This is a genomic window from Sneathiella sp. (genome assembly GCF_041689005.1).
Taxonomy (GTDB): Bacteria; Pseudomonadota; Alphaproteobacteria; order Sneathiellales; family Sneathiellaceae; genus Sneathiella.
Map to the genome: position 1 here is coordinate 1 of NZ_JBDNHC010000087.1, position 25,021 is coordinate 25,021.

Annotated in this window: 22 protein-coding genes and 2 pseudogenes; 18 read left to right on the top strand and 6 right to left on the bottom strand. The window is 51.5% G+C overall.

Going from position 1 to position 25,021, the window contains the following annotated elements:
• On the top strand, positions 1 to 951 hold a 951-nt coding region (locus tag ACESNI_RS10430; RefSeq protein ID WP_373086564.1), incomplete at its 5' end, for a lipid-transfer protein.
• Positions 952 to 1,106: 155 nt separating this feature from the next.
• Here ACESNI_RS10430 and ACESNI_RS10435 read toward each other — a convergent pair.
• Positions 1,107 to 1,616: a MarR family winged helix-turn-helix transcriptional regulator gene (locus ACESNI_RS10435; RefSeq protein WP_373086565.1), complete on the bottom strand. Its 510-nt coding sequence runs from the start codon at positions 1,614 to 1,616 to the stop codon at positions 1,107 to 1,109.
• Between the two features lie 280 nt (positions 1,617 to 1,896).
• A complete protein-coding gene (locus ACESNI_RS10440; protein WP_373086566.1) occupies positions 1,897 to 2,694 on the bottom strand; it encodes an SDR family NAD(P)-dependent oxidoreductase in 798 nt (265 codons plus the stop codon).
• Positions 2,695 to 3,116: 422 nt separating this feature from the next.
• On the opposite strand from ACESNI_RS10440, the gene ACESNI_RS10445 reads away from it, so the two are divergent.
• The 9 genes and pseudogenes from ACESNI_RS10445 (at position 3,117) to ACESNI_RS10485 (ending at position 12,832) form a co-directional block, all read left to right on the top strand.
• The gene (locus tag ACESNI_RS10445) at positions 3,117 to 4,307 is read left to right on the top strand and encodes an ABC transporter substrate-binding protein (protein WP_373086568.1); all 1,191 of its coding nucleotides are present in this window, start codon (positions 3,117 to 3,119) and stop codon (positions 4,305 to 4,307) included.
• 76 nt (positions 4,308 to 4,383) lie between these two features.
• Positions 4,384 to 5,241: a branched-chain amino acid ABC transporter permease gene (locus ACESNI_RS10450; RefSeq protein WP_373086569.1), complete on the top strand. Its 858-nt coding sequence runs from the start codon at positions 4,384 to 4,386 to the stop codon at positions 5,239 to 5,241.
• Positions 5,238 to 6,185, top strand: a complete 948-nt coding sequence (locus ACESNI_RS10455) for a branched-chain amino acid ABC transporter permease (protein WP_373086570.1) — start codon at positions 5,238 to 5,240, stop codon at positions 6,183 to 6,185. The genes ACESNI_RS10450 and ACESNI_RS10455 overlap by 4 nt, the downstream gene beginning before the upstream one ends.
• Positions 6,182 to 6,946: an ABC transporter ATP-binding protein gene (locus ACESNI_RS10460; protein WP_373086571.1), complete on the top strand. Its 765-nt coding sequence runs from the start codon at positions 6,182 to 6,184 to the stop codon at positions 6,944 to 6,946. The genes ACESNI_RS10455 and ACESNI_RS10460 overlap by 4 nt, the downstream gene beginning before the upstream one ends.
• Positions 6,943 to 7,644, top strand: a complete 702-nt coding sequence (locus ACESNI_RS10465; protein WP_373086573.1) for an ABC transporter ATP-binding protein — start codon at positions 6,943 to 6,945, stop codon at positions 7,642 to 7,644. Before ACESNI_RS10460 ends, ACESNI_RS10465 begins: the two co-directional genes overlap by 4 nt.
• A gap of 17 nt (positions 7,645 to 7,661) precedes the next feature.
• Positions 7,662 to 8,900, top strand: coding sequence for a thiolase family protein (locus ACESNI_RS10470; RefSeq protein ID WP_373086574.1), 1,239 nt, complete (start codon positions 7,662 to 7,664; stop codon positions 8,898 to 8,900).
• A 19-nt stretch (positions 8,901 to 8,919) separates the two neighbouring features.
• On the top strand, positions 8,920 to 10,470 hold the full coding sequence (locus ACESNI_RS10475) for a class I adenylate-forming enzyme family protein (RefSeq protein WP_373086575.1): 1,551 nt from the start codon (positions 8,920 to 8,922) through the stop codon (positions 10,468 to 10,470).
• Positions 10,471 to 10,551: 81 nt separating this feature from the next.
• Entirely contained in the window at positions 10,552 to 12,081 is a 1,530-nt protein-coding gene (locus ACESNI_RS10480) for an AMP-binding protein (RefSeq protein WP_373086577.1), read from the top strand.
• Between the two features lie 59 nt (positions 12,082 to 12,140).
• Positions 12,141 to 12,832 (top strand): annotated as a pseudogene (locus tag ACESNI_RS10485) (IS6 family transposase).
• Positions 12,833 to 12,894: 62 nt separating this feature from the next.
• Here the strand turns inward: ACESNI_RS10485 and ACESNI_RS10490 are convergent.
• A complete protein-coding gene (locus ACESNI_RS10490; protein ID WP_373086578.1) occupies positions 12,895 to 13,602 on the bottom strand; it encodes a GntR family transcriptional regulator in 708 nt (235 codons plus the stop codon).
• A 221-nt stretch (positions 13,603 to 13,823) separates the two neighbouring features.
• Between ACESNI_RS10490 and ACESNI_RS10495 the strand changes: the two genes are divergently transcribed.
• The 8 genes and pseudogenes from ACESNI_RS10495 to ACESNI_RS10530 all read left to right on the top strand — a co-directional run bounded on the left by ACESNI_RS10495 (position 13,824) and on the right by ACESNI_RS10530 (position 21,379).
• Positions 13,824 to 14,780: a Bug family tripartite tricarboxylate transporter substrate binding protein gene (locus ACESNI_RS10495; protein WP_373086579.1), complete on the top strand. Its 957-nt coding sequence runs from the start codon at positions 13,824 to 13,826 to the stop codon at positions 14,778 to 14,780.
• Between the two features lie 6 nt (positions 14,781 to 14,786).
• Entirely contained in the window at positions 14,787 to 15,218 is a 432-nt protein-coding gene (locus tag ACESNI_RS10500) for a tripartite tricarboxylate transporter TctB family protein (RefSeq protein ID WP_373086580.1), read from the top strand.
• A gap of 9 nt (positions 15,219 to 15,227) precedes the next feature.
• Positions 15,228 to 16,748: a tripartite tricarboxylate transporter permease gene (locus tag ACESNI_RS10505; RefSeq protein ID WP_373086581.1), complete on the top strand. Its 1,521-nt coding sequence runs from the start codon at positions 15,228 to 15,230 to the stop codon at positions 16,746 to 16,748.
• 5 nt (positions 16,749 to 16,753) lie between these two features.
• Positions 16,754 to 17,857: a mandelate racemase/muconate lactonizing enzyme family protein gene (locus ACESNI_RS10510; RefSeq protein ID WP_373086582.1), complete on the top strand. Its 1,104-nt coding sequence runs from the start codon at positions 16,754 to 16,756 to the stop codon at positions 17,855 to 17,857.
• A gap of 27 nt (positions 17,858 to 17,884) precedes the next feature.
• Positions 17,885 to 18,751 (top strand): TauD/TfdA dioxygenase family protein, encoded by an 867-nt coding sequence (locus ACESNI_RS10515; RefSeq protein ID WP_373086583.1) that lies wholly within the window; start codon positions 17,885 to 17,887, stop codon positions 18,749 to 18,751.
• Between the two features lie 49 nt (positions 18,752 to 18,800).
• The gene (locus ACESNI_RS10520; protein WP_373086584.1) at positions 18,801 to 19,664 is read left to right on the top strand and encodes a fumarylacetoacetate hydrolase family protein; all 864 of its coding nucleotides are present in this window, start codon (positions 18,801 to 18,803) and stop codon (positions 19,662 to 19,664) included.
• Positions 19,665 to 19,684: 20 nt separating this feature from the next.
• Positions 19,685 to 20,548, top strand: a complete 864-nt coding sequence (locus ACESNI_RS10525) for an SDR family NAD(P)-dependent oxidoreductase (protein WP_373086585.1) — start codon at positions 19,685 to 19,687, stop codon at positions 20,546 to 20,548.
• Between the two features lie 186 nt (positions 20,549 to 20,734).
• Positions 20,735 to 21,379 (top strand): annotated as a pseudogene (locus ACESNI_RS10530) (IS6 family transposase).
• Positions 21,380 to 21,457: 78 nt separating this feature from the next.
• Here the strand turns inward: ACESNI_RS10530 and ACESNI_RS10535 are convergent.
• The 3 genes from ACESNI_RS10535 to ACESNI_RS10545 all read right to left on the bottom strand — a co-directional run bounded on the left by ACESNI_RS10535 (position 21,458) and on the right by ACESNI_RS10545 (position 25,016).
• Positions 21,458 to 22,618 carry an acyl-CoA dehydrogenase family protein gene (locus tag ACESNI_RS10535; protein WP_373086586.1) on the bottom strand — a complete coding sequence of 387 codons (1,161 nt, stop codon included), beginning with the start codon at positions 22,616 to 22,618 and terminating at the stop codon, positions 21,458 to 21,460.
• Positions 22,619 to 22,631: 13 nt separating this feature from the next.
• The gene (locus tag ACESNI_RS10540) at positions 22,632 to 23,864 is read right to left on the bottom strand and encodes a CaiB/BaiF CoA transferase family protein (RefSeq protein WP_373086587.1); all 1,233 of its coding nucleotides are present in this window, start codon (positions 23,862 to 23,864) and stop codon (positions 22,632 to 22,634) included.
• A gap of 174 nt (positions 23,865 to 24,038) precedes the next feature.
• On the bottom strand, positions 24,039 to 25,016 hold the full coding sequence (locus ACESNI_RS10545) for a Bug family tripartite tricarboxylate transporter substrate binding protein (protein ID WP_373086588.1): 978 nt from the start codon (positions 25,014 to 25,016) through the stop codon (positions 24,039 to 24,041).
• Positions 25,017 to 25,021: the final 5 nt, after the last annotated feature.

A 25,021-nucleotide genomic window follows, 5' to 3' on the forward strand; every position in this document is an offset into this window, starting at 1 on the left:
AATGTAAACAACAATTGCTCGACGGGTTCTTCTGCCCTTTTCCTGGCACGCCAAGCCGTTGAATCGGGAGCGGTAGATTGTGCGCTGGCTGTGGGTTTCGAGCAGATGACGCCGGGAGCGTTAGCCGATGTTTGGACGGATCGACCGAGCCCGCTGAGCAAGTTTAATAAGCTTACAGATGAGCTAACTCAGGACTTCACGTCTCCAATGGCGCTGAAAATGTTCGGAGGCGCCGGACTTGAACATCAGAGAAAATACGGCACGAAGGATGAGACTTTCGCCAAAATTCGCGCCAAAGCAAGTACCCACGCTGTTCACAACGACAAAGCAATTTTTCGCAAGGAAGTTTCTGTTGAAGACATCATGGAATCGCCTAGGGTCACTAGTCTCCTCACACGGCTTCAATGCTGCCCGCCAACCTGTGGTGCGGGTGCGGCTATTGTTTGCACGGAAGAATTTGCTAAAAAGCACGGCATCAACGCAGACGTAGTCATTGCCGGTCAAGCAATGACTACAGATTTCGTTTCAACGTTTGGCGACGACATGATGCGGGTAGTCGGGTATGACATGACAGTTGCCGCCGCCAAGAAGGTTTATGAAATGAGTGGTGTTGGCCCGGAAGAAGTTGACGTAGTCGAGCTTCATGATTGTTTTACGGTGAACGAACTTATCACCTATGAAGGTCTTGGCTTTACCACGGAAGGTGGCGCTGAGAAATTCATTTGGGACGGCGATAATACCTATGGGGGAAAAGTTGTCACTAATCCGTCCGGTGGACTGCTTTCCAAGGGGCATCCTCTTGGCGCAACCGGCTTGGCGCAATGTTTTGAGTTGGTGAACCAGTTGCGCGGAAATGTGGGTAACCGGCAGGTGGACGGTGCAAGAAACGCACTCCAGCATAATCTTGGGCTTGGTGGTGCTTGCGTTGTAACTCTTTATCAAACGGCCTAGCCCTTCCTCCCGCAAGAGCGCCGGCACGTCTTGTATCGCTGTCATAGTACCGCATTGTTACCGATGGATGCCCAGTGCTTTCTGTACTGAGTTTTCATCGGGCGGCGGGGGGGCATGGATGAAAATGCCCAATGCCGACATATCGTTTGTTCAGCTCAGGGTTTTAAATCTTCAAGGAAAAAAGTCTGGTCTTTCCAGATAACATCGAGTTGGCGCTGGCTTTTTTCGTTGATCATTGCATAGGCTGTATGAGCATAGCCTTTTGCATTCTCAAAACCCACAGTCTGGTATGCCTGCTTCAGATGGGCTCTTTGGCTATCCACAACACCATGCCAGGCTGTCAGCCCTTTTTCAGTTAAATAAAGATGTCGGCTGCGCCGATCTTTGAGGTTTTCCTTCTGGGCTATGAAACCCTCCGTAATCAATGTCTTGATTGTGGGACTGATTGATTGTTGTGTTACGTCAAGGAAAGCGAGAATTTCTCTCACAGTCGCTCCAGGTTTGCGTTGAATTACATACAGTGCCCTAAAGTGGGGACGGCGCAGGCCGATAGACCGGAGGTAGATATCCCCCGCTTCGAGCATACTGTTGTAGCCCAAATACATAACCGCAAACAGCCAATGTGCATGATCCTCGGGGCAGAGGCTATCCTCATCCGGTGTCATTTCGGTGTTTACTCCTTGTTTTGGAGGGGCCTCACCAACTGCAGTTGGCCCCTGAAACTCGTTACGTGACTGTGGTTCGCTTGCAACTACTTATATTATAACATGAAGCTGGAATGAGGAAAGGCGACAGAGATACTTCCCGAACATAGGCCGCAAACATAAACTATATCTTGTTGTTTTTCGACAAGATGAGGAAGAAAGACCTCGAAGCAGAACCAGCTACCTACAATGTGTAGGCGCAGGAAATGTTCGGCGCCCGTGTTCTTTCGGACACCTAACGTTATTTGTTTTTCCCTTTTGCCAGATCTAGAGTCCCCGTTTGTGTCATTCCGGCCGAGGCATAACCGCCATCAACGGTCAAAATTTCGCCATTTACGTAACCGGTTTTGGGACTCGCTAAATAGCAAACGGCCTCCGCAATATCAGAGCAGCTTCCAAAACGCCCAACTGGAATCATGGGCAACAGGCGTGCAATCGTTTCTTCGGAATACGTCGCCTCAATCAAGGGGGTCATAATAGGGCCCGGCGCGATCGCATTCGCGGTTATGCCATAAGGTCCCATTTCGAGGGCGATTTGCCGGGTCAATCCAATTATCGCCGCTTTTGATGTGCCATAGGCAGTCCGTCCCACGCCGGCACGAAGGCCGCTAACAGACGACATGTTGATTATTCGTCCATAGGATTGACCGATCATATCGCGCGCAGCTCGCTGCGCGCACAGGAAGCTGCCGGTAAGGTTTACGTCCATTACCTGGTGCCAGCTCTTGGCGGTGAATTCGAGGAACGTCTGAATATTAACGATCCCAGCATTGTTCACCAGTATGTCTACGCATTTGTCCCAGCGTTCCGCCGCTGCAAAGGCGGCTTCGATGTCATCGGGATCGCTCACATCGAGCCTTTGACCGAGTGCGACGCCGCCCAAGGCTTCAATCTTCCTTACAGTGTCAGAAATGCCTGCTTCGGAAATATCTGTAACTATCACGCGGGCGCCTTTTTCCGCCAAATGGATGGCGGTCTCCTGTCCTATCCCCGAGCCAGCGCCGGTCACCAAAGCCACGCCGTATTCTTTCATGGTCATGCCCTATTATTTTTCATAATCGTAGACGCTTTTTTAGCTCTTCTGAGGCAGCGCATTTAATGCCGCCAGCCAATGTAAAGTAGATACAAACCCCAGAGATCGCAAAGCCGGTATGTCGATTGACTTCTTTGATCCCCGAAATTGATTTATCACCGCATTTTGTACTTATAGTGATCAAAACCTTCGAACTGATTATTTGTAAACAGGGGGCCTGATTAAGTCAATTTGATTGTTGCATTAGCGGTCCGTCTACCGTGTTTGGATATATAACAAACAAATTGACTTAAGCAGTTACCCTGTTATATAATTTTTGAAACTTGGAGGATTGTGCTGCGAATATGCAGTGCATGATAAAATCTATAAAAGCGTTGGGCGATAAAGAGCCTGTAATTAAACTACCAGAGCCTTATTAGGGAGGAACCATGAACGTTTTCAAATCTACAATTTTAACTGCTGCCTGCATCGGTGTACTAGCCGTCGCGGGGGGTAATGTTGTTCGTGCGGATGAAGCAGACGTCTTCAAGATCGGCGCTGTGCTGCCTTTTTCGGGACCCTACGGAATCATCGGTAAGGGCATGAAGCAAGGCGCGGAACTTGCTATCGAAATGCGCGGCAGCAAAGTTCTCGGAAAACCGATCGAGGTGACATGGGAAGATAGCGAAACGAAACCGCAACCATCTGTACAAAAAGCAACCCGCCTGATTTCTTCCGGGGCGCAGATGATTTTTGGTGCCGCAAGTTCCGCCTCAACCGTGGCCCTTCAGGGTATTACAGAACAGCGCAAAATTCCGCTTCTGGTGACCATCTCGGCCGATGACAAAATCACGCAGGCAAACGGATATCGTTATACTTTCCGGACATCCAACACACTTGGAATGGAAATTCGCATGGCGATAGAATTCGCTAAGGTTCGGGGTCTTAAAAAGATTTACGGCGTCGCCGCAGATTACGCGGTTACCCGTGATGGTATGGATTCCTTTAGTGCCGCCGCAAAAGAGGCTGGCATCGAGATCGTGGATGTTGATTACCCGGCGCTCGGAAATCGTGACTATTCCATCATCATTGACAAGATTTCCAAGACCGATGCCGACGGTGTAGCCCTGATCGTCACGGGAAGTGACGGCGTGACCTTCCTGAAACAGGCGGGCCAGGCCGGTCTGGGCAAAAGCAAGGTCCTGTTTGGTCCGGTTTTGCAAGATGAAGTTCTGGCGGCGGCCGTAGGGCCTGATGCCATCGGCGCAGCCTCGGGCGTCCGGTATCACTATTCCGTCGATAACCCTGCCAACAAGGAATTTGTTGAGGCGTATCGCGCCAAATTCAATGAATGGCCAGATAGTTTTGCTGGCGAAGCTTTTGATGGGATGAGCTGGTTCCTCGACGTGATTGATGGCACCAAGTCATGGGACCGGGAGAAATGGGTCGATGCCTTTGCAGGTAGTGTCCGCGAGAACTCCGTGGAAGGCCGAAAAGAAATGCGCGCTTGTGATCATCAGGCATTGCAGGTCGGCCTCTGGGGCGTTGTCGAAAAGGGTGAAGCTCCTTATCCTGCCCTAAAAATGAAGATCACCAATGTCTTTCAGCCGGAAGCTCTGTTCCCCGACTGTAAAGAATAGTCTGACTAGAAAAATCCGGGCGGTCGAAAACCAAATTTGACCGCCCTATTCTAATTGCAGGTTAGGTGATCGAGTTATGTCCACCATTGTGATAGGCCTCTCCATGGGGATGCTGCTATTTTTGCTGGCAGCGGGATTGACCCTTATATTCGGCATGCTCAGGGTTATTAATTTTGCGCATGGCTCCTTATACATGCTCGGGGCATATCTGGCTTTTCAGACGGTTAATATTACCGGTAACTTTTGGGCGGGATTGATTGCAGCGCCGATTATTGCGGCGGTTGTCGGGGCGTTAATGGAACGTATCGCCCTGCGTCCAGTCTATAATCGTGACCATGTTTACCAGTTGTTGCTGACCTTTGGTTTCATTCTTGTTGTTGACGAAGCCGTCCGGATGATTTGGGGGCTGGAATACAAGCAGATGTATCCGCCGGAGCTGTTTTCGGGGGCCGTCGAGATGTTTGGCAGTTCAGTTCCAAGCTACCGCCTTTTCATTATAGGCTTTGGTGCGGCCGTTTCCGCGGCCTTGTTCTTTATGCTCGATCGTAGCCGCTACGGCATGATCATTCGGGCCGCCAGCGGCGATCCCGAGATGGTGCGGACGCTCGGCATAAATGTTTCTCTGGTTCGCACGGGCGTTTTCTCCTTTGGCGCGGGGCTTGCTGCCCTCGGGGGCGCTGTCGCGGGGCCCTTGTTCCCGATCGAACTCGGCATGGGGTTTAACATTATCATCGACAGCTTCATCGTTGTGATCATCGGCGGTCTCGGCAATATCCGGGGCGCCATCTTGGCCTCGCTTTTAATCGGGATGACGCGCGCATTGGGGTATAGTTTCGCGCCGAGCTGGGTCGATTTCCTCACTTTTGTGTTGTTAATCGGGACACTCATCCTCAGGCCCGAAGGGTTATTCAGTCGCAAGGGGCGGACGGCATGAATGCACAACGTCTCATGGCATTGATCGTCGCCCTCGTTATTTCCACGCCTTTGATGTTTCCAGACGGACAAAGCGTCGGCCTGGTGAATGCCATACTGATCTGGTCAATATTCGCAATTGGATTTGACCTAGTATTTGGGGTTGCCGGAATGCTGTCGTTCGGTCACGCGGCTTTTTTCGGGGTCGGGGCTTATACGCTTTCGCTGGTGACAATGCGCCTTGGCTGGGATTTCCTTCCGGCACTTGGGGCCGCGGGCCTGGTTGGCGGCGCCTTGGCCTTGCTTTTCAGTTATTTTGCCATGCGGGTATCGGGATTGTTCTTTGCCCTTCTCACGCTCGCATTATCGCAATTGATCTATATTATGGCAGGCACTAAGCTTCGAATGCTCACAGGGGGCGTTGATGGCATTGCGGGTGTGCCGCGCCCGGACCTGTTTGGCGTCGATTTTTATGACGACGGCAACTACTATTTCTTCCTGCTGGCGTTGTTCCTTGTCGCCTTGCTGATTTCCGGGCTGATCCGGATATCGCCCTTGGGCCAGGCTTTAAAGGCCGTGAAATCCAATGAAGTGAGAGCGGAACAGATCGGCTTCAATGTCCAGCGGTTACAACGGTCCGTTTTTACAATTTCCGGGGTTTATGCCGGGGTCAGCGGGGGCTTGCTTGCCTCTCTGATTTTCTACGTCGGTCCGCAAATGCTGCATTGGACGACGTCTGGTGATATTGTAATCATGGTTCTGCTAGGCGGTATGGGAACATTGTTTGGGCCTGTTCTCGGGGTCGCGATATTCGAAATCATGCGTGAATGGCTTTCAACACAGACGTCCCACTGGTACGGAATTCTCGGGCTTATATTTATCATTTCAACGATTGGAATGCCAAAAGGCATTGCCGGCCTGATAACGCAGCTTTGGAACCGCTTCATGCCGGGAGGCAAGCCATGAGTGCTGCAGCCGAGAATAAACATGCTTTGCGTTGTGAGAATATTGAAGTCTCTTATGGCGCCTTCAAGGCGGTAACCAACGTCACCTATGATTTTAAGCCCGGATTACTATATGGTTTGATAGGCCCCAACGGTGCGGGCAAGACAACTCTTATGAACGCCCTGTCAGGCCGGGCGCAACTCAGCAAGGGTCGCGTGTTCCTCAATGAGCAGGAAATCACCGGTAAGTCCCCGCATGCCCGGACATGGGCAGGTCTTGGCCGTAGCTTCCAGATCACCCAGATTTTCGCTGAGATGACGGTGTTTGAGAACCTGCGGTTGGCGGCTCAGGCTCATCGGTTCAGGTTGCAGCCTTTCTGGCGCCCCGTTCATCATTTTAGAGAGATTGCAACGGACGCCGAGCGCGTTCTGGCAGAAATTGGCCTGGAGGGGTTCGGCCATGTTGATGCCGGAAGTCTTTCTCATGGTGATCAGCGCGCGCTCGAAATTGGATTGGCGTTGTTGAGTGAACCCAAGGTATTACTGCTGGATGAACCACTCGCGGGTGTCGGCCAGGATGTCGCTGAAAAGGCGGTCGAACTGATCCGCCGGGTGTCACAAGAGCGAACCGTATTGCTGATCGAGCATAATATGGACGTGGTTATGGAAATTTCCGACGAGATTATCGTCATGCTCTCGGGGGAGATCTTGGCGGCGGGAACGGCCGAAACGATCAAGCACGATCCGCGCGTTCGGAGCGCATATCTGGGAGAGGAAGAATGAGCCTTCTGGAAATGCGGAATTGTGACGTTTTCTACGGTAAGGCCCAGGCTTTGCACGATGTATCTATTAACGTGGAAGAGGGCGAGATCGTTTCCCTAATCGGCCGGAACGGTGCGGGCAAAAGTACGTTGCTGAAGGCGATCATGGGTCTGAACCCGCTCAATGCCGGTCAGCGCATGTTTGAGGGCCGGGACGCAACGAAAATCCCGACGGAGAAGCTCGGGCGTTCGGGTATTGCTTATGTGCCCGAAGATCGCCGGATATTTGCGACGTTGAGCGTCGATGAGAATTTGCGGATTGCGACCGTGATGGGACGCGAGGGGGCCTGGGACCTGAAGCGGGTATATAACCTGTTCCCCCGCCTACAGGAACGGAAGAATTCACGGGGCGATACACTGTCCGGCGGGGAACAGCAGATGCTCGCGGTAGGTCGTGGATTGTTGACAAACCCGAAGCTCCTACTGCTGGATGAACCCACGGAAGGTCTGGCGCCGCTGGTGGTTGAAGATCTTATCAAGGCAATGTCGTTAATTAATGCCGAGGGCGTGGCCATCCTTCTTGTTGAGCAGAACTTGAAAGTCCCGCTTAAACTGGCGCAACGGCAGTATATGATCGACAATGGCCATATTCGCTGGTCAGGAAAAACAGAAGAGCTGCTGGCGGAACGGGAAAAAATCGAAGGCTTGATAAGCCTTTAAATCAGGGAGTTAATCAAATGTCAGACGTGTATATCATTGGAATAGGAATGACACAGTTCGGTAAGTTTTTAAACCGTTCGGTCAAGGACATGACGTCAGAAGTGGTTGAAGAGGCACTGGAAGATGCGGGGCTAGAACGCAGCAGCATTCAGGCCGCCTTTTTTGCCAATGCCTCCCAGGCGGCCGTTGAAGCGCAATATCTGGTGCCGGGGCAGATCGCACTGCGGTCAGCTGGCTTCGAGGGCATTCCAATTACCAATATAGAGAATGCCTGCGCCAGCGCGAGCACCGCGCTCAACTCGGCGTGTGCGTTCATCCAGTCGGGGCAGGGCGATATTGCCTTGGCCATTGGGACGGACAAGATGAATTCCACCGATCGTGCGCGCTCCTTCGCTGTCTTTGATGGCGGCTGGGATGTTCATGCAGCGGAAGAATCGATTGCCCGTCTCAAAGATATGTCAAAAGATATGCCATTGCCGCCAGAAGCGGAAGACAACGGCGGTCAGCGCAGTGTTTTCATGGATGTCTACGCGTCACTCGCGCGCAATCACATGCACAGCTTTGGGATAACCCAAGCCGAAATTGCCGCCGCCTGCGCGAAGAATCACACCCATTCCCAATATAATCCAAAAGCACAATATCAGAACAAGATGACGGTGGAAGAGGTGTTGAGAGACCGCCCGGTGGCGTGGCCGCTTACACTTGCGATGTGTGCCCCGATCAGTGATGGCGCCGCGGCGGCCATTGTCTGTTCGGAAGAAAAAGCACGCCAGCTTGGTTTCGGTCGGGCGATCCGTGTCGCGGCATCTGTCTTGCGGTCGGGTACGAACCGAAAGCATGACGAATTTAACAAGCAGATTACGCATCTGGCGGCAAATGCCGCCTATGAAAAGGCGGGGCTCTCTCCGGAGGATATGGATGTAGCTGAAGTTCATGATGCAACCGCATTCGCCGAAGTTCTTCAGGTGGAAGCACTGGGTTTTTGTGAATTTGGGGAGGGTGGACGCTTGTCCGCGGAAGGCCATACGACCGTGGGCGGCCGGATACCCGTCAATCCTTCGGGCGGCCTGGAATCCCGTGGGCATCCGATTGGCGCCACCGGCCTGGCACAGGTCTATGAACTTGTAACACAGCTCCGCGGAGAAGCGGGTCCCCGCCAGGTGGACGGAGCGAGGACAGCCATTGCCGAGAACGGGGGCGGGTTCATGGGTTATGAGGAAGCCGCCGCCTGCATCACTATTTTGCAGAAAAACTAATCGACCGGGAGGAAAATTCGTGCGGGTAATTGATTATTTTGATCGCGGCGTCGCCTTGGATCCAGAAAGAGTTTGCCTAAAAGACAGCGATATTTCGCGCAGCTACGCGGACGTGCAGGAGCGGAACTACAGGATCGCCAATTCGCTTATCCGTCTCGGAATAAAGCCCCGGTCAAAAGGTGCGGTTTTCAGTTCCAACGCTGTTCCGGCTTTTGAATGCTGTTTGGGATTGCTGCGCGCAGGTGTGGTTTGGGTTCCGCTAAACGCCAAAAACGAGGTCAAGGAAAATGCTTATATCCTTGATAATTCTGACGTGGAGCTTCTTTTCTACCACAGCTCCTACGAAAGCAAAATTGAGGAGTTCGCGAGCCTTTGCCCGCAAATTCGTCATTTTATCTGTATTGATAAGGCCGGCGGGCGCGGCCAGTATCTGGAAGACTGGATCGACGGGGAAGCCAGTACCGACCCCGATATCCCGGGCGATCATGACACGCTCGCCTCGATCTTTTCGTCGGGCGGAACGACGGGCCTGCCCAAGGGCGTGTTATGGCCCAATCGGGTATGGGATGCCATGGTAACGGCATTTTACACCACCATGCCGGTGAAGAAACCTCCCGTGCACCTTGTCGTCGCGCCGATGTCCCATGCGGCGGGTGTTCTTGCCATTATCTCCATGGCAAATGGCGGTACCCAGGTTATCTTGCCGCAATTTGATGCGGAGAAGGTTGCGGAAGCAATCCAGAATGAAGGGGTAACCCATCTTTTCCTGCCGCCCACGGCGATCTATATGTTGCTGGCCTCTCCCGGGGTCAATAAATACGATTACAGCAGCCTGGAGCATTTCATTTACGCGGCGGCGCCGATGTCCGTGGACAAGCTGAAGGAATGCCTCAATGTCTTCGGGCCGGTGATGACCCAATCTTTCGGGCAGGCGGAGGCACCGATGTTCTGCACGTATCTATCGCCGGAAGATCATCTCGTAATCGGCAGCAATACAAAAGAAAAGAGGCTGGCCAGTTGTGGGCGACAGACCTTGCAGATGCGGGTGGCAATTATGGATGACGATGGCAATATCCTGCCGCCAAACGAGCGCGGGGAAATTGTCGTAAACGGTAATCTGGTGATGATGGGATATTATAAGAACCCGGAAGCAACCGAGGAAGTCTCCACCTTCGGATGGCATCACACCGGCGACATTGGATACAAGGACGAGGACGGCTTTGTCTATATTGTTGATCGCAAGAAAGACATGATCATTACGGGCGGTTTCAATGTCTATCCAAGCGAGATTGAGCAGGTAATCTGGGGGCATCCCGCCGTTCAGGACTGCGCCGTCATTGGCGCACCTGATGAAAAATGGGGCGAGGCCGTGAAAGCCGTGATTGAGCTAAAACCAGGGTTTAAGCTTGAGGCCGAAGAAATTATGAGCCTTTGCAAGAAAACATTGGGCAGCGTGAAATCGCCAAAAACTGTTGAATTCTGGACCAGCCTGCCGCGTACGCCGGTTGGGAAGGTTCGTAAAAAAGATATCCGTGCGAGCTTTTGGACCGAAAGGGACCGGGCAATTTAATTTTGCACAGACGCATCAGTAAACCCTAAGAATAAGCAAAAATATTGCGTTGCTGATTATGCCTGAAAGGAAAACTATGAGATGAATATATCGGCCTTTTTACCGGGCGTTGCGAAAATATACGGGGAGCGCCCGGCAGTTTCGCTCGGCACAAAGCTACTTTACACCTATCGTGAGTTTTCCGAACGCGTGATCGGTTTGGCCGGGGCGCTCCGCGGGGAATTAAATTTGGAACAAGGCGACCGAGTTGGCCTTGCCATGACCAATACTCCGCAATATCTTGAACTTCTGGTCGCCTGCTGGCATGCAGGGCTTTGCGCTGTTCCCATGAACTCTAAACTGCATCCGAAGGAATTCTCCTATATTCTAGAAAACGCAGGCGTAAAAGTCTGCTTCGTCACTGGAAACCTGATCGAGAACCTGAGCCAGTCGCTGACTGCTGTCGACGGATTCCACCGGGTTATCTGTGTAAATGATGATGAATATGAGACGTTGGTAAACAGCGCTTCAATCGATATGGTCGACGTCGAGGCCACGGACCCTGCATGGATTTTTTATACCAGCGGGACAACCGGGCGTCCCAAGGGCGCAACACTCAGCCATCATAACCTGATGGCGATGACCTTGCGGTATTACGCGGATATTGACCAAGTCTCTAGCAACGACTGCTATTTGCATACTGCTCCCATATCCCATGGCGACGGGCTCTATGCTCTTCCTCATTTATTCAAGGCAGCGCATCATATTCTACCGGAAAGCGGCGGCTTTAACGTTGAAGAGGTTTTCGAACTCCTTGAAACGTTTGAAAATGTAACTTTTATGGTGGCACCGACAATGTTGACGCGGATGACAAACCACCCCGGGTCGGCCACTGCCAAGGCGGAGAATATTAAGACAATGTATTATGGCGGGGCGCCCATGTATCTGGAAGATATTAAGCGGGCCATTGCTGTCTTTGGACCTAGATTTTACCAAATCTTCGGTCAGGGGGAATCTCCCATGACGGGGACGGGCCTAAGCAAAGAACAGCATGCTGATTTCTCTCATCCAAGATATGAGAAAAGGCTCGCGAGCACGGGGGCGCCGCGAACCGGGGTCGACATCCGTGTTGTCAATTCAGAAGACTTGGATGTCCCAACCGGGGAAGACGGTGAGATTCTGCTGCGCAGTGACGTGACAATGTCTGGATACTGGAATAATCCGGACGCCACAAACGACACCATTAAAGACGGTTGGCTGCATACTGGAGATGTCGGCTTTGCCGATGAGGACGGATTCATTACGTTGAAAGACCGTTCTAAGGATATGATTATTAGCGGAGGAATGAATATCTATCCGCGCGAAATAGAAGAAGTTCTCATGATGGATAGTCGTGTGGACGAGGTTTCAGTTGTCGGTCGTCCACAAACTGATTGGGGCGAAGAAGTCGTCGCCTTTGTCGTCCTGAGAGAAGGGGCTTCGATTATTATAGAAGAACTGGACGCGCTATGCCTTAATAACATCGCCAGGTTCAAACGGCCCAAAGAGTATTTCTTTGTAGATCAGTTACCAAAAAGCAACTATGGGAAAATTCTAAAAACCGAACTCAGGAAACGATTTTCAGCAAGGTAAACGGTACTGTCAGATGAAAATGGCTTGTCGTCTTATTTGGCATTTTTTACTCTCTCTGAATGCAAAATCGTAATCCGTTACGCTATTTCAAAACCTCACTAGAGGTTATGCGCCTTGCTGTGATGATGTATGTCAGATTTCCGCTGTCCCTTCGCAACGTCGAAGATCTTCTTCATGAACGAGGCATCGACATTAGCCATGAATCCGTTCGCTACTGGTGGAACCGGTTCGTCCAGTTTTTGCGCGCGCGATCCGAAAGAAACGGATCAATCCACCTTAAAATTATTCAAACTGGAAATGGCACCTGGAGGAAGTATTTGTGAAGATCAATGGAGAAACTCATTACTTGTGGCGAGCCGTCCACCATGAGGGCGAAGTGCTGGAAGCCTTTGTTTCTAAACGTCGGGATCGCAAGGCAGCCTTGGCGTTCGTTAAGAAAATTATGAAACGGTACGGAAACCCACAGGAAACAGAAACGAACAGATTACGTTCATATCGTGCCGCGATGCCGTTAATTAGAAATGAAGCATTGCAAGAAACAGGCCGTTGGTTGAACAATCCCTGTGAAAACTCCCACCTACCATTTCGACAACGAGAGAAGGCTATGCTGAAATTCAAGCACTTTCACAGATTGCAAAAATTTATTTCTATTCACGCATAGTTCCATAACCATTTCAACTATGAGCGCCACCCAAACGACAGAGAAACATTCAAGCTTCAAAGAAGTGCCGCACTGGCCGAGTGGCAATAACTTAACACTAAATTACGCCAATCAGAAATGAGGTCGCATTCTTGCTGACGGCACCGCTCAAGCTATTTGTCCTCTGACAACGCCATGCTGGATACTGCACATATCTCTGCCGTTCGATATATGTGTTTGGCGAGACATTCGCAGGCCTTTTTGACATTGCGCTCAAGCGTCGCGTTGAGAATTTCCGAATGCTCTTCGGGTACGTTGCGGCTTCCGGGAGTCTTGGTCAATGAAAGCCGTCGATACCGTTCACTTTGGTCAAATAATTGTCGTCTGATATGCTTGAGTTTCTCGTAAGGGCTGGCCGCGACCAGGCTTTCATGAAATTCCAAATGAACGCGTTCCCAAGCATCGTTCGGAGGATTCTGCCCAAGCTTTTGATCGAGTTTTGATAAACGATGGAATGTGGCAAGTATTTGCGCTTCCCATGAATCGCCCTGTGTCCCGTCTCCTGCATTCTCTATCGAAGATTTTAAAGCGGCGATTTCGACGACGACCCGAGTCTCAGTGATATCCCACAATTCTTCGGTTGAGATGCCTGCAACAGTAAAGCCACGACGTTCCTCGATAATCACAAGCCCATCCCCGCTTAGACGAGACAAAGCTTCTCGTATCGGACTATTGCCAGTATTGTAGAGGGTCTTTAAGGCGTCGACGCGCAAGCGCAACAGCGGGGGTAATTTGCCACTTAGAATATCCTCGCGGATATTTTGGTATGCCTGATCGGTCAGAGTCGATCCAGCGTTCGATGATTTAAGTCTAACGTCCATGTCTCACCAAAACCCATACATGCGCGATGCCGACAACTGGCAATTCAACCTGTTTTATATAATGTGTCATACCTTCGCTAAAAATACAATACATCGATAAAATATACTTTATCGATAAAACTATTGACTGCCGATGAGATTTGTTTATCAATCTCGTATGGACGCCTAATGAATTAAAATGAACACATCCGCATGGCGCCAAAAGGAGGAGACATCAAATCATGACTAAAAAATTATGGACGCTATTTACGTTTGCGATTGCAATCGTTTTTCTTTCCGTGCCAGCGTCCGCGGACGAATATCCCTCACGACCGATTAAAATTGTCCATGGTTCGAGTGCCGGTGCGCCACAAGATGTGATGCTGCGAAAATTAGCAGAATCCATGACAAAGGCCGCCGGGGTGGCTGTGGTGGTTGAGCCGCGCCCAGGTGGAACTGGTCAGGTTGCCATGGCCTATCTTAAAGGTCAGGCTGCGGACGGTTATACGATCTTTTCGGACGCGACCGGCATTACTAGTGTGTTGCAGCTTCCGGGCGCCGCATACAAGTGGACTGATTTTACGCCGCTTTATCGCATTCAGCTTGATCCTTTTGCGCTTTACGTAAAGCGCGATGGTAAATACGCGTCGTTGAAAGATTTGCTAAAAGACATGAAGGCACACCCGGAGGAAGTCCGCATTGGTGGGTATGGAACGGGTTCGCCGCACCAGCTGACGGCTCTCTTTCTTGCCGATGAAGCTGACGTGCAACTTAATTGGGTGCCTTACAAGAGCGGTTCAGATGCAATAGCTGCAGTTATGGCTGGCGATCTTGATGCTGCGATGAGTAATATCAGCGTCTATAATCGCTTCAAGGAGAAGACTCTGGTCATTGGTGTGACATCCGAAGAGCGTGTAAAGGCTCATCCCGATGTGCCGACAATAGACGAACAGGGTTTCAAGCTTGCACGTTATCATTGGCGCGGCATGTTCGTGAACAATGGCACGGATCCAGCTGTCGTCGATAAACTTTACGCAATTGTTGATAAAGGCGTGAATAGTGAAGAGTTCCAAGCATATCTTACGAAGTCGTCGACACTTCAAGGAACCATGAGCCGTGCTGATTTCGTGAAAATGCTGGAGGTGCAGGCGGCCAATGATGCCGTCACGCTCAAAAAAATCGGCATGATCAAGGACTAAGCTGGAATGATGATCCCGCTCACACTTGTCCTTTACGCTGGGTTAGCTGCTCTTACCATTCTTTTACTGGTAACGGCAGGCAGCTTTCCTGAGGCGCTTTCGGGCCGAGATATAGGTCCGGCAGCTTTCCCGGCCAGCCTCGCTGTATTGATGCTGGTCTTGATGGCTTGCGACGTTGTAATCTCGCGGCGGCAACTTAAGCGCGTACATGTAAAGGTCATTCTGCAAGCGGGATCGACGGCTCTTTTGGTTGCCCTCGCCGTTTGGTGTGCCGCACATTGGGGCTTCTTCTATGTCTTGCCGTTCGCACTTTTCGTTGGCTTACGGTTAGCTGGTTCAAAATCCTGGTTGGCAAACGGCATATTCTCCGTTGTCTTGCCCTTAGCTCTTTGGGTTCTATTCGACTATGTTCTGCTCATCCCCATCGCCACGCTTTAGGAGCACCTGATGCTTATAGAGGGACTTATTGGCGGGCTTGACCTGCTCATTCAGCCATCGGTATTGCTTGCGCTGTTCGTCGGGGTCACGATTGGTATGGCGTTTGGCGTGACTCCTGGTCTCGATGCCACATCCGGGACAGCGCTTCTGGTTTCCGCGACGTATGCACTTTCGACCGAGGTCGCCCTCGCTGTCCTGATTGGGCTATATACCGCAGCAACATACGCGGGTTCAATTACTGCCATCACGATCGGCGTACCTGGTACGCCAGCCTCCGCAGCGACGGTTTTGGATGGCTATGAATTGACGAAGAAGGGCGAACTTGACAGCGCGCTCTCAATCTCAATTACGGCCTCCGTCATTGGCGGTCTTATCGGCACCGTTGCACTTGTCTTTCTTGCTCTCCCACTTGCAGATTTAGCGCTGGCGTTCGGGGCACCAGAATACTTTGCGCTCGGGGTTCTCGGCGTCGCGATCATCGCCAGCTTGGTTAAAGGATCAATTCTGAGCGGGTTTGTCGTTGCGCTGTTCGGGCTTATCTTGACCACGGTTGGAATCGATCCGCTGACCGGTTTTCCTCGCTTTACGTTCAACAATATCAATTTGATTGAAGGCATTCCTTACATACCGGCACTTGTCGGCTTGTTTGCAGTGTCGGAAGCGCTGTCACTGCTGTTCGATGATAATGGCGACGGCCGGGTTGTGGCAAAGCCAAAGTTGTTTGCATTTACGCTATCAGCAAAAGTGTTCCGTCACATTTTCCGTGTGACGATGATTGGGTCGGTATTAGGTTCTTTTCTCGGCGCACTGCCTGCAGTCGGTGCGGCGGCAGCCAATTGGATCGGCTATAACGAAGCAAAGCGTTTTTCGCATAATCCAGAGCGGTTCGGGAAAGGGTCGTATGAAGGATTAGCCGCTGCGGAATCCAGTAACAATGCGACCGTCAGTTCTGCATTAGTGCCGTTGCTCGCACTCGGGATTCCTGGCTCAGCGACTGCCGCCGTGCTGCTTGGCGCCATGCTCTTGCATGGCGTGACCCCAGGGCCATCACTTTTTACCCAACAACTTGACCTCGTTTACTTCATCTTTCTTGCCCTTGGTGGTGCCAATGTCTTCATGGCGATCTTCGGCGTGTTTGGTGTCGGCTTCTGGGTGAAAATGGTGCAGATGCCGAAACCATTTATCGTTGTGACGATCCTGACGCTATCGGTGGTAGGTTCATTTAGCGTGCGGTCAAACGTCTTTGACATCTATCTCGCGTTAGGCCTTGGGTTGTTTGGCTACGTGCTGCGACGCGTGGGGATATCTGTCGTGCCGATTGTGTTGGCAATCGTACTGGGAGGATTAATTGAAGAAAATTTGCGTCGAGCATTAATAGCGTCCAACGATGGCATTTCGTTGTTTCTTGATCGCCCAATCGCACTTGGCGTTTTAATCTTCGCTTGTCTCACCTTCATTATACCGTTCGTCCAGAACTTCCGGTCTTCAGACCTGGATCATTTTCACGACAATACTAAAGAGCAGGAATGATGACTATGGGCAATCGAAACCTCGCATCTCCATCTCACACTGTGATCGAACAGTTGGGTGCTTATTGGTTGCGGCTTCCCCTCCTGACTCCTTACGAAAATTCACTTGGCACATTGTCCGATTTCGATGTGATTCTAATTTCTGTGACAGACAATTCCGGCCGCATCGGGTGGGGTGAGGCGTGCCCGGTGAAAGGTTATTCACCGGAAGACCCAACCGAGGCGTGGAATTATGCGGAAATGCTGTCGCCAGAACTCAAGGGATTGACACCCTCCGGAATTGCGCTTCATCTCAAAGCTTGGTTTCAGCGGTGTCCGTTCCTTGTTTCCGCAATCACTGAGGCAGTGGAGGATCTCGAAAACGAGCCGCTCCTTCGTATGTCGAAGCCTGGCGAACTTGAACTCGCGGGTACGGTCAATACGCTTGATGCGTCATCGGCCGCCGAATATGCATCCGGTCTCATCGAGCAGGGGTATCGGACGCTCAAGGTCAAAGTCGGGTACGATCCCAAGGATGATGCGCATCGCGTCAACGCGATTGTCGAAGCCGTCGGCGATTGCGCCCGACTGAGAGTGGATGCCAATCAGGGATATCAAGTGGATGCCGCGCTTGCGTTTGCACGCTCAGTGCCGGAAGACGCAATTGAATTTTTTGAGCAGCCCGTCGACAGTCATGACTGGCAGGCCATGGCAACAATTGCGAGCGAGTCTCCGATCCCTATTATGCTTGATGAGGCCATTTATGGCGATGATGATATTCGGCGTTCGAGTGCCATTCCTGGCATTGCTGCCGTTAAGTTGAAACTTAGCAAGGCTGGTGGTGCAAAAAACTTGTATCGCCAGTTTCGCCTGGCTCAAGAGCTCGGGCTTCAGGTCACCGTTGGTAATGGTGTCGCCAGTGATCTCGGCTGCTTGCATGAGGCGTTGGTTTGCCTGCATATGGAGATGCCGCTTGCCGGCGAGATGAATGGATTTATTAAGACCGATGTCCGTTTGCTTGAGCAATCGATCTCTGTTTCCGGGCCGAAGCTTGTTTTGCCAGCTAGCTCAAAAACACGGCTTACACAGAAATTCGATAATTGGATTCACAGGGAAATGACCTGCGCTTAAGTGCGGAGGCAAAAGCAGAGAAAGAAGATGAGCAATACTCCATCAATCATCGTTCGACCAACCGGTAAGGCACTCGGGGCCGATATTGAGGGCGTCGACCTTTCAAAGCCCATAAAGGCTGAAACGTTCCAGCAAATTCAAAAAGCATGGAATGATCATCTCGTATTGCGTTTCCGTGGACAGAAGTTGTCGGATGCTGACCTGATAGCATTCAGTCGGCATTTTGGGACGCTGGACCTTGCCCCGATTACGACAAGCGGTGAGCGTGAGATACCTGAGTACCCAGAGATCAACGTAATCTCAAATGTAAAGGTGAATGGCAAAGCCATCGGTAGCCTCGGTTCGTATGAATCTGTTTGGCACACAGATATGTCATATAACCCGGATCCCCCGAAAATGAGTTGCCTTTATTCACTTGAGGTTCCCACCGAAGGGGGAGACACGGGCTTCGTCAATATGTATGAAGCTTATGAGGCCCTGCCGGCGGATCTTAAGGAAATCGCGGACAACTACGAGTGCAAGCACGACGCAAGCAGAAACAGTGCTGGAGAACTGCGCAAGGGTTTCAGTGATAGTGATGATCCACGGGAGGTCCCTGGCGCGCTTCATCCTCTCGCTCCGGCCCATCCGGAAACCGGGCGCCGGGTCATCTATCTTGGCCGCCGCCGCAACGCATATATCCCCGGCCTTCCGCTGGAAGAGAGTGAAGAAATTCTAGACCGCATTTGGAAGCACGCCAGTCAGGACAAATTCCGTTGGGACCAGGTTTGGAAGAAGGGCGATCTTATTTTCTGGGATAACCGATGCACCATGCACCGCCGCGACGCGTTCGACGAGACCGCACGGAGGTTAATGCATCGCACGCAAATACAAGGGGCTGCAATGCATCGCTAAGTTTACGCCAATTTTCAAAGATTAAGATTACCACGAAGAGGAAAGATAAATGCGTTTGCTTCGGTTCGGAGAGCCTCGTCAGGAAAAACCCGGTATCTTGGATGACAATGGCGTTATCCGAGATTTGTCTGGCATTATCCCGGATATTACACCTGCAACGATTGATGATGGCTTAATGGATCGGTTGCGAGACGTGGACCTTGAAAGCCTTCCCGCGGTCGATAGTGCCGTCAGGATTGGTCCATGTGTGAACCGGCCCGGAAAAATTGTCTGTATCGGCCTGAATTTTAAAGACCATGCTGACGAGGCGGGTATGGAGAGGCCGTCGGAACCGATCATATTCATGAAGGCGACCACCTCTATTTGTGGACCGAGCGACAACATAATTCTTCCGCGCGGCTATAAGAAAGTCGATTGGGAGATTGAGCTTGGAGTGGTTATTGGCCAGCGTGCGAGTTATCTGGATGAAGCCTCTGCTGCTGACGTCATTGCCGGGTATTGTCTCGTCAATGATATTTCGGAACGAAGTTTTCAGCTCGATCGTAATGGACAATGGACAAAAGGGAAGTCGGCTGACACGTTCTGTCCGCTAGGGCCTTGGCTCGTCACGAAAGACGAAATCCGAGACCCGGGCAATTTACATATGCATTTGGAATTGGACGGCCAGGTCTATCAGGACAGCAGCACAGCCCAGATGATCTTTCATGTACCCGCTCTGGTTTCCTATGTAAGCCATTTCATGACTCTGGAACCTGGCGACATCATAGCCACAGGAACACCCGCGGGTGTGGGTATGGGACAAACGCCTCAAGTGTATTTGAAGCCAGGCAGCCAACTTGTTCTAAAGATTGCAGGGCTTGGCGAGCAGCGCCAGACAGCCGTCGAATTGGATGATTTGAAGGCTGTAGGATAGTCGCGCTGTAAGAATGATGCATGAAGGAAGTTACTGCATTTGTTTTGCCTTCGAGGAAATTTTACAAAATTTTAACTGAGGATGATCAGATAATGGACTTCCAACTTAAAAATAAAACGGCATTAATTACCGGTGGCAGCCGCGGCATCGGTCGGGCAATAGCCCTCATGCTGGCAGATCAGGGTGTCAACGTTGCGATATGCGGGCGGTCCCAAGATAGTTTAGATCAGACCGTTGCCGACTTAAAGGATAAGGGGATTAAAGCGTGGGGCTATAAAGCCGACGTCAGCCGTATAGAAGACATAGAGAAGTTCGTTTTGGATGCTACGAAGGCAGCCGGATCTCTGGATTTTCTCATTAATAATGCGGTGACCTCGACAAGTGCGCCGTTCGACGAATTGACTGATGATGAGTTCCGGTATCATATCGACGTCAAGCTTATGGCATATATCCGCATAGCGCGGTTGGTGCTCCCGCATATGCAAAGTAGAGGAGCCGGCAGGATCATCAATATAGGTGGAATGACAGCCCGCATCGTTGCACCACTTAGGATTACAAACGGTGTGGCGAATGCGGGGGTCGCCAACTTTACGAAACAATTTGCTAACTATGCCGCCCGCTTCAACGTAACCGTTAATTGTATCCATCCAGGATACACGGCAACTGAGCGAGCAACCCAAATGTTCGAAAGTGAAGCCAGCCAGACGGGCGAAGATATTGATACCGTAATTTCGAGACGTGTTAAAGATATCCCGCTTGGGAAGCTAATACAACCAGAGGATATTGCGGCGGCTGCACTTTTTTTCTGTTCTCCCATGGCAAACATGGTGACCGGGCAATGCATCGCCGTCGATGGCGGGTCAGGCGAAGCGGTGGCGTATTGAATAACATTGTCATATATGAACGCCTCCTGAAATATAGGCGATTTCTAATTTGGTGGTGGGACGGGCACTGTCAGAAGAAAATCGGGCTTTGACCGTATCTTAGCAATTCCATAGAATCCTCGAATAAAAAATAAGAACCCATTCCGGTATTTCAAAATCTCACCGGAGATTATCCGCCTTGCGGTGATGATGTACGTCAGGTTTGCACTTTCACTTCGCAATGTCGAAGACCTTGTTCATGAACGGGTCATCGATATCCGTCATGAAACAGTCGGCTATTGGTGGAACAGATTTGGCCCATTGTTCGCAAATGAAATCTGTAAGAAACGGATCCATCCATCTCAAAATTATTCAAACTGGAAATGGCATCTTGACGAGGAATTTGTGAAGTTTGATGGCGAAACATATTACCTGTAGCGCGCCGTCGACCACGAAGGAGAAGTTCTGGAAGTCTTTGTTTCTCGGCGCCGCGATTGCAAGGCAGCCATGGTGTTTTTTAAAAAGCTTATGAAACGGTACAGAAAACCACAGGAAATAGTAACGGATAGATCGCGTTCATATCGTGCTGCCACGAAGACCATCGGAAATGTTGAGGTTCAAGAGGTTGGTCGGTGGGAGAATAATCGCTGTGGAAACTCCCATCTCCCGTTCTGGCGACGAGAGTAAGCGATACTGAAATTCAGGCATCACCGAAGTTTACAAAAATTCGTCTCAATCCACGCGTTAGTCCATAACCACTTCAACCATGAACGTCACCTAACCTACCGACAAACATTCAAGCTTCAAAGAAATGCTGCACTGGTCGAGTGGCAGCAACTTAGTGCGGCATAATAGTGGCACCTTATCGTCAATTTACGCCAAACAGAAACCAGGTCGCATAAGTCTAACAGCACCAATCTGATGCTTGGCTTAAAGTCCTGAGAATTCTCGTCCGAATAATTCGCGCACCAACAGAACTTTCATTATGTTTATGGTTCCTCCGGTGAATGACAATGCGGTGACGTCACGCACGCGCTGTTCATGCGGATAGTCAATGAGGTAGCCGTCGGCCCCATGCAGTTGCAGACAATCCGAAATCGCGGCCTTTGCCGATGAAATTCCAAACCACTTTGCCATCGCCGCCTCCCGCATCGAAGATTGCCCGAGGGACGACATGCTTAAGGCGCGATACGCCATGAGACGCGCCGCCTCAATTCGTGTCCAATGTTCGACGAGCGGAAAGCTGACCGCCTGATTGGTAGCGATGGGCCGGTCAAATACAATTCTGTTCTTGGTGTATTCAATTGTTTCTTCAAGCACCGCCTGCGCGGCCCCGATCGCGGCAAGTGGAGAGAGGCACCGCGAGACATTGAAGCGAACATTCAATGCGCGGCGACCGCCGCCATCATCGCCCATCATCGCAGATGCAGGGACCCGAACATGTTCAAACACGACCCGACCGAGTTGGTGGGCGCGGGCGCCCATCTGGTCCATTGAGCTAACGTTGATCCCGGGGAGATCGGAGTCGACGCGAAACATGCTGATTTTGGTTTTGCCGTCTTCGGATTCCGTCTTTGCCGTGACCGCCATGACCTGCGCGCCAGGCACCAGGCTCACATGGATCTTGGTGCCGTTAATGACATATTCGTCGCCGGCTTTTTTTGCAAATGTAGATGTGTTCCCGACATCCGAGCCGGAGTCCTGTTCGGACATGGCGAGAGCGACCATCGTCTCACCGGCATTCACAGCGCGCACCGTTTCCGCGCCCCACCCGGGCATCAGCGTTCCAATACTCGCCTGCAGCCAACATATGATTGCACAGCTGATATCGGCTCTCGCTAACTCCTCGATGGTGATGCCGAGACAGACATGATCCCGAGCCTGACCACCCATCTCCCGGGGGGCAATGACACCGAGGAGGCCAGCGTCCCCCATCTTTTTAACGGCCTCCCAGGGTATTCTATTCTCCTGATCCCACTTGCTGGAATAAGGTGCGATCTCCTTCTTTGCAAATTCACGCACATAGGCGCGATAGCGCTCATGATCTTCCGTAAAGGTTAGAACAAGATTGCTGGGCGTTATATCATCCATCTTTTGTCTCCGCCTAGGATGTGACTGGATCGGCAGGGGAGGTGATTGCTCCAGCCTTCTCAAGCGCGTGCAATTTATCGTCCGAATAGCCGAGTTCCCGGGACAAGACCGCATGCGTATCCTTACCGATCGCGCCCCCCGCCCACCGTATGGACCCCGGGGAATGAGAGAATTTAGGCACAATGCCGGATAGCTTGACCCGTCCCATTTCGTCATCGGGAACGTCGAGAATCATCTCGCGCGCGGCGAACTGAGGATCCTCAAAGACATCCGCAATTGTGTAGATGGGGGCTGCCGGAACGTCATGTTCAACCAGAAATTCATACAAATCATTCAGGGACCAACCTGCGGTCCATTCACCAATTATTCCAACAATTTCTTCTTCGTTAGCGAGGCGAGCGGGGCCACTGTTGAATTTCAGATCATCGAGAAGCTCTGGCTTCCCAATGGCAACAGCGAACCGGTCGAATACTGTGTCGTTCCCGGCGGCGATATGTATCCACTCATCATTTTTTACGGGAAAAAGACTGTTTGGCACGTGTCCATGCAATCTGGAACCAACGCGCGTTGGTACTATGCCAAGCTTTTCAAACGTCGGAACAAAGTTTTCCATCATGGAAAATGAAGATTCATAAAGTGCGACGTCAACGACTTGGCCGAGACCGGTTCGATGTCGCTCTTGCATGGCGGCAAGACCTCCGAAGGCGCCATAGAGACCGGCAACATAATCGGTAACGGGCGCCGCGACACGGGCGGGCGGGCGGTCTGGCTCCCCGGTGATACTGCGAATGCCGCTCAGGGATTCCCCGATTATCCCGAACCCGGCTCGCTTACTATAGGGGCCGGTTTGCCCAAACCCACTAATACGGACAAGCACAAGACTGGGATTGTCCTTGGAAATCTCGTCATATCCAAGGCCCCATTTTTCGAGCGTTCCCGGTTTAAAGTTTTCAATTAAAATATCGGCGCCTCGCACCAGATCCCGGACGATGCGGCGTCCGTCCTCGGACTTCATATTGACGGCGACCGTCTCCTTGTTCCGATGCATGCTCGCCCACCACAAGGACTTTCCGTTGAACTGGCGCCCCATGCCCCGAAGCGCATCGCCGGACGGCTTTTCGATACAAATGACAGAGGCGCCGAGATCGGCATATAACCGTCCGCAAAAAGGGCCCGCCACCGTACTTCCCAATTCAACGACCCGGCATCCTGTTAAAGGCCCCTTGGCCGCGTCTGCTTGATTCATAATGCCTACTCCAGTAATCCGGACAAACTCATTGCGTTTGCTCGCGATAGGGTCTTCGGGGGTTTTTTTTAAGGAAAAGTCGGTGCGACTGGAGAACTTACACAAGCTCCCCAGTCGCAAACTATGTTCCCGACCGACATCAAAAGCCGTCGGCAGGTGAGGGATAATACTCACTCACCCCTTGATATAAGCCTCGTAAATCTTTTTATAGGCTTCTTTGTCGTGATACATGCCTTTGCGGAAATCCTCTCCGTTGATCCAGACAGGCGGATATCCAAACTTCTTGCCGAATTCGATAAATTCAGGATCTTTTATGGCACTTTCAAGCCAGCCTGCCAGTTCGGCAACGACCTCATCGGGTGTTGTTACGGGAACGAAGATACCGCGGATTGCGGCCACCTTAACCGGGATTCCCAGACTTTCAAGTGTCGGGACATTGCGAATTTCAGGATATTCGATGTTGGTGAGCTCTCCGCCCGCCGTCAGCACATTGATCATGCCGGCTTTGACTTCCTTCAGAAGAACCGGGGAATGAATCACGCCGGCATCGACCTGATTGGCGAGCATGGCTTTCTTCAGGTCGGCCCCGCCGGAATAGGGAACGATTGTAACGTCAAGATCGCCGTACCCCTTGATACCCGACGCCATGATCATGAGCGCCCCCGTCGCGCCGCCGACCCCGATTGTCAGCGTGCCCGGATTGGCTTTTGCTTTTGCCGCGAAATCTTCGAACGAGCTGTAGCCGCGATCCTTGTGCGACACCAGCCAGGTTGGCGTGTTGTAAAATGCGCCAACATATTTCATCTTGTCGAGATCGATCGGCAAGTTCTGCTTAAAGGTCATAAAGGCAACCATCTCGGTCGAGCCATTCATCAGGATCGTACATCCGTCCGGCTTGGCATTAATTGCCTTAACCGACCCGGTAACGCTGCTTGCCCCGCTGATGTTATCGACGATGACGGACTTGCCGCTCACTTTCTCAAGCGCCACCGCCAGGCCGCGCCCGAGCCGGTCGGTGCCCCCGCCAGCTTTCCATGGTACAATCATGCGGACTGTATCGCAGTCGATGGATGCCTGGGCGATCGGGGCTTGAACAGCGAACGCAGTTGCCAAGGCGATCGCACCCGCCAGAATTTTTCCTGTTCTTTTCATCTTCA

Bases quoted from the DNA above. Each gene is read 5' to 3' on its own strand.
- ACESNI_RS10520 (WP_373086584.1), top strand. From the start codon at position 18,801: ATGCGTTTGCTTCGGTTCGGAGAGCCTCGTCAGGAAAAACCCGGTATC.
- ACESNI_RS10435 (WP_373086565.1), bottom strand. From the start codon at position 1,616: ATGACACCGGATGAGGATAGCCTCTGCCCCGAGGATCATGCACATTGG.
- ACESNI_RS10450 (WP_373086569.1), top strand. From the start codon at position 4,384: ATGTCCACCATTGTGATAGGCCTCTCCATGGGGATGCTGCTATTTTTG.
- ACESNI_RS10455 (WP_373086570.1), top strand. From the start codon at position 5,238: ATGAATGCACAACGTCTCATGGCATTGATCGTCGCCCTCGTTATTTCC.
- ACESNI_RS10495 (WP_373086579.1), top strand. From the start codon at position 13,824: ATGACTAAAAAATTATGGACGCTATTTACGTTTGCGATTGCAATCGTT.
- ACESNI_RS10465 (WP_373086573.1), top strand. From the start codon at position 6,943: ATGAGCCTTCTGGAAATGCGGAATTGTGACGTTTTCTACGGTAAGGCC.
- ACESNI_RS10440 (WP_373086566.1), bottom strand. From the start codon at position 2,694: ATGACCATGAAAGAATACGGCGTGGCTTTGGTGACCGGCGCTGGCTCG.
- ACESNI_RS10480 (WP_373086577.1), top strand. From the start codon at position 10,552: ATGAATATATCGGCCTTTTTACCGGGCGTTGCGAAAATATACGGGGAG.
- ACESNI_RS10535 (WP_373086586.1), bottom strand. From the start codon at position 22,618: ATGGATGATATAACGCCCAGCAATCTTGTTCTAACCTTTACGGAAGAT.
- ACESNI_RS10525 (WP_373086585.1), top strand. From the start codon at position 19,685: ATGAAGGAAGTTACTGCATTTGTTTTGCCTTCGAGGAAATTTTACAAA.
- ACESNI_RS10505 (WP_373086581.1), top strand. From the start codon at position 15,228: ATGCTTATAGAGGGACTTATTGGCGGGCTTGACCTGCTCATTCAGCCA.
- ACESNI_RS10540 (WP_373086587.1), bottom strand. From the start codon at position 23,864: ATGAATCAAGCAGACGCGGCCAAGGGGCCTTTAACAGGATGCCGGGTC.
- ACESNI_RS10515 (WP_373086583.1), top strand. From the start codon at position 17,885: ATGAGCAATACTCCATCAATCATCGTTCGACCAACCGGTAAGGCACTC.
- ACESNI_RS10445 (WP_373086568.1), top strand. From the start codon at position 3,117: ATGAACGTTTTCAAATCTACAATTTTAACTGCTGCCTGCATCGGTGTA.
- ACESNI_RS10470 (WP_373086574.1), top strand. From the start codon at position 7,662: ATGTCAGACGTGTATATCATTGGAATAGGAATGACACAGTTCGGTAAG.
- ACESNI_RS10490 (WP_373086578.1), bottom strand. From the start codon at position 13,602: ATGGACGTTAGACTTAAATCATCGAACGCTGGATCGACTCTGACCGAT.
- ACESNI_RS10500 (WP_373086580.1), top strand. From the start codon at position 14,787: ATGATGATCCCGCTCACACTTGTCCTTTACGCTGGGTTAGCTGCTCTT.
- ACESNI_RS10460 (WP_373086571.1), top strand. From the start codon at position 6,182: ATGAGTGCTGCAGCCGAGAATAAACATGCTTTGCGTTGTGAGAATATT.
- ACESNI_RS10545 (WP_373086588.1), bottom strand. From the start codon at position 25,016: ATGAAAAGAACAGGAAAAATTCTGGCGGGTGCGATCGCCTTGGCAACT.
- ACESNI_RS10510 (WP_373086582.1), top strand. From the start codon at position 16,754: ATGGGCAATCGAAACCTCGCATCTCCATCTCACACTGTGATCGAACAG.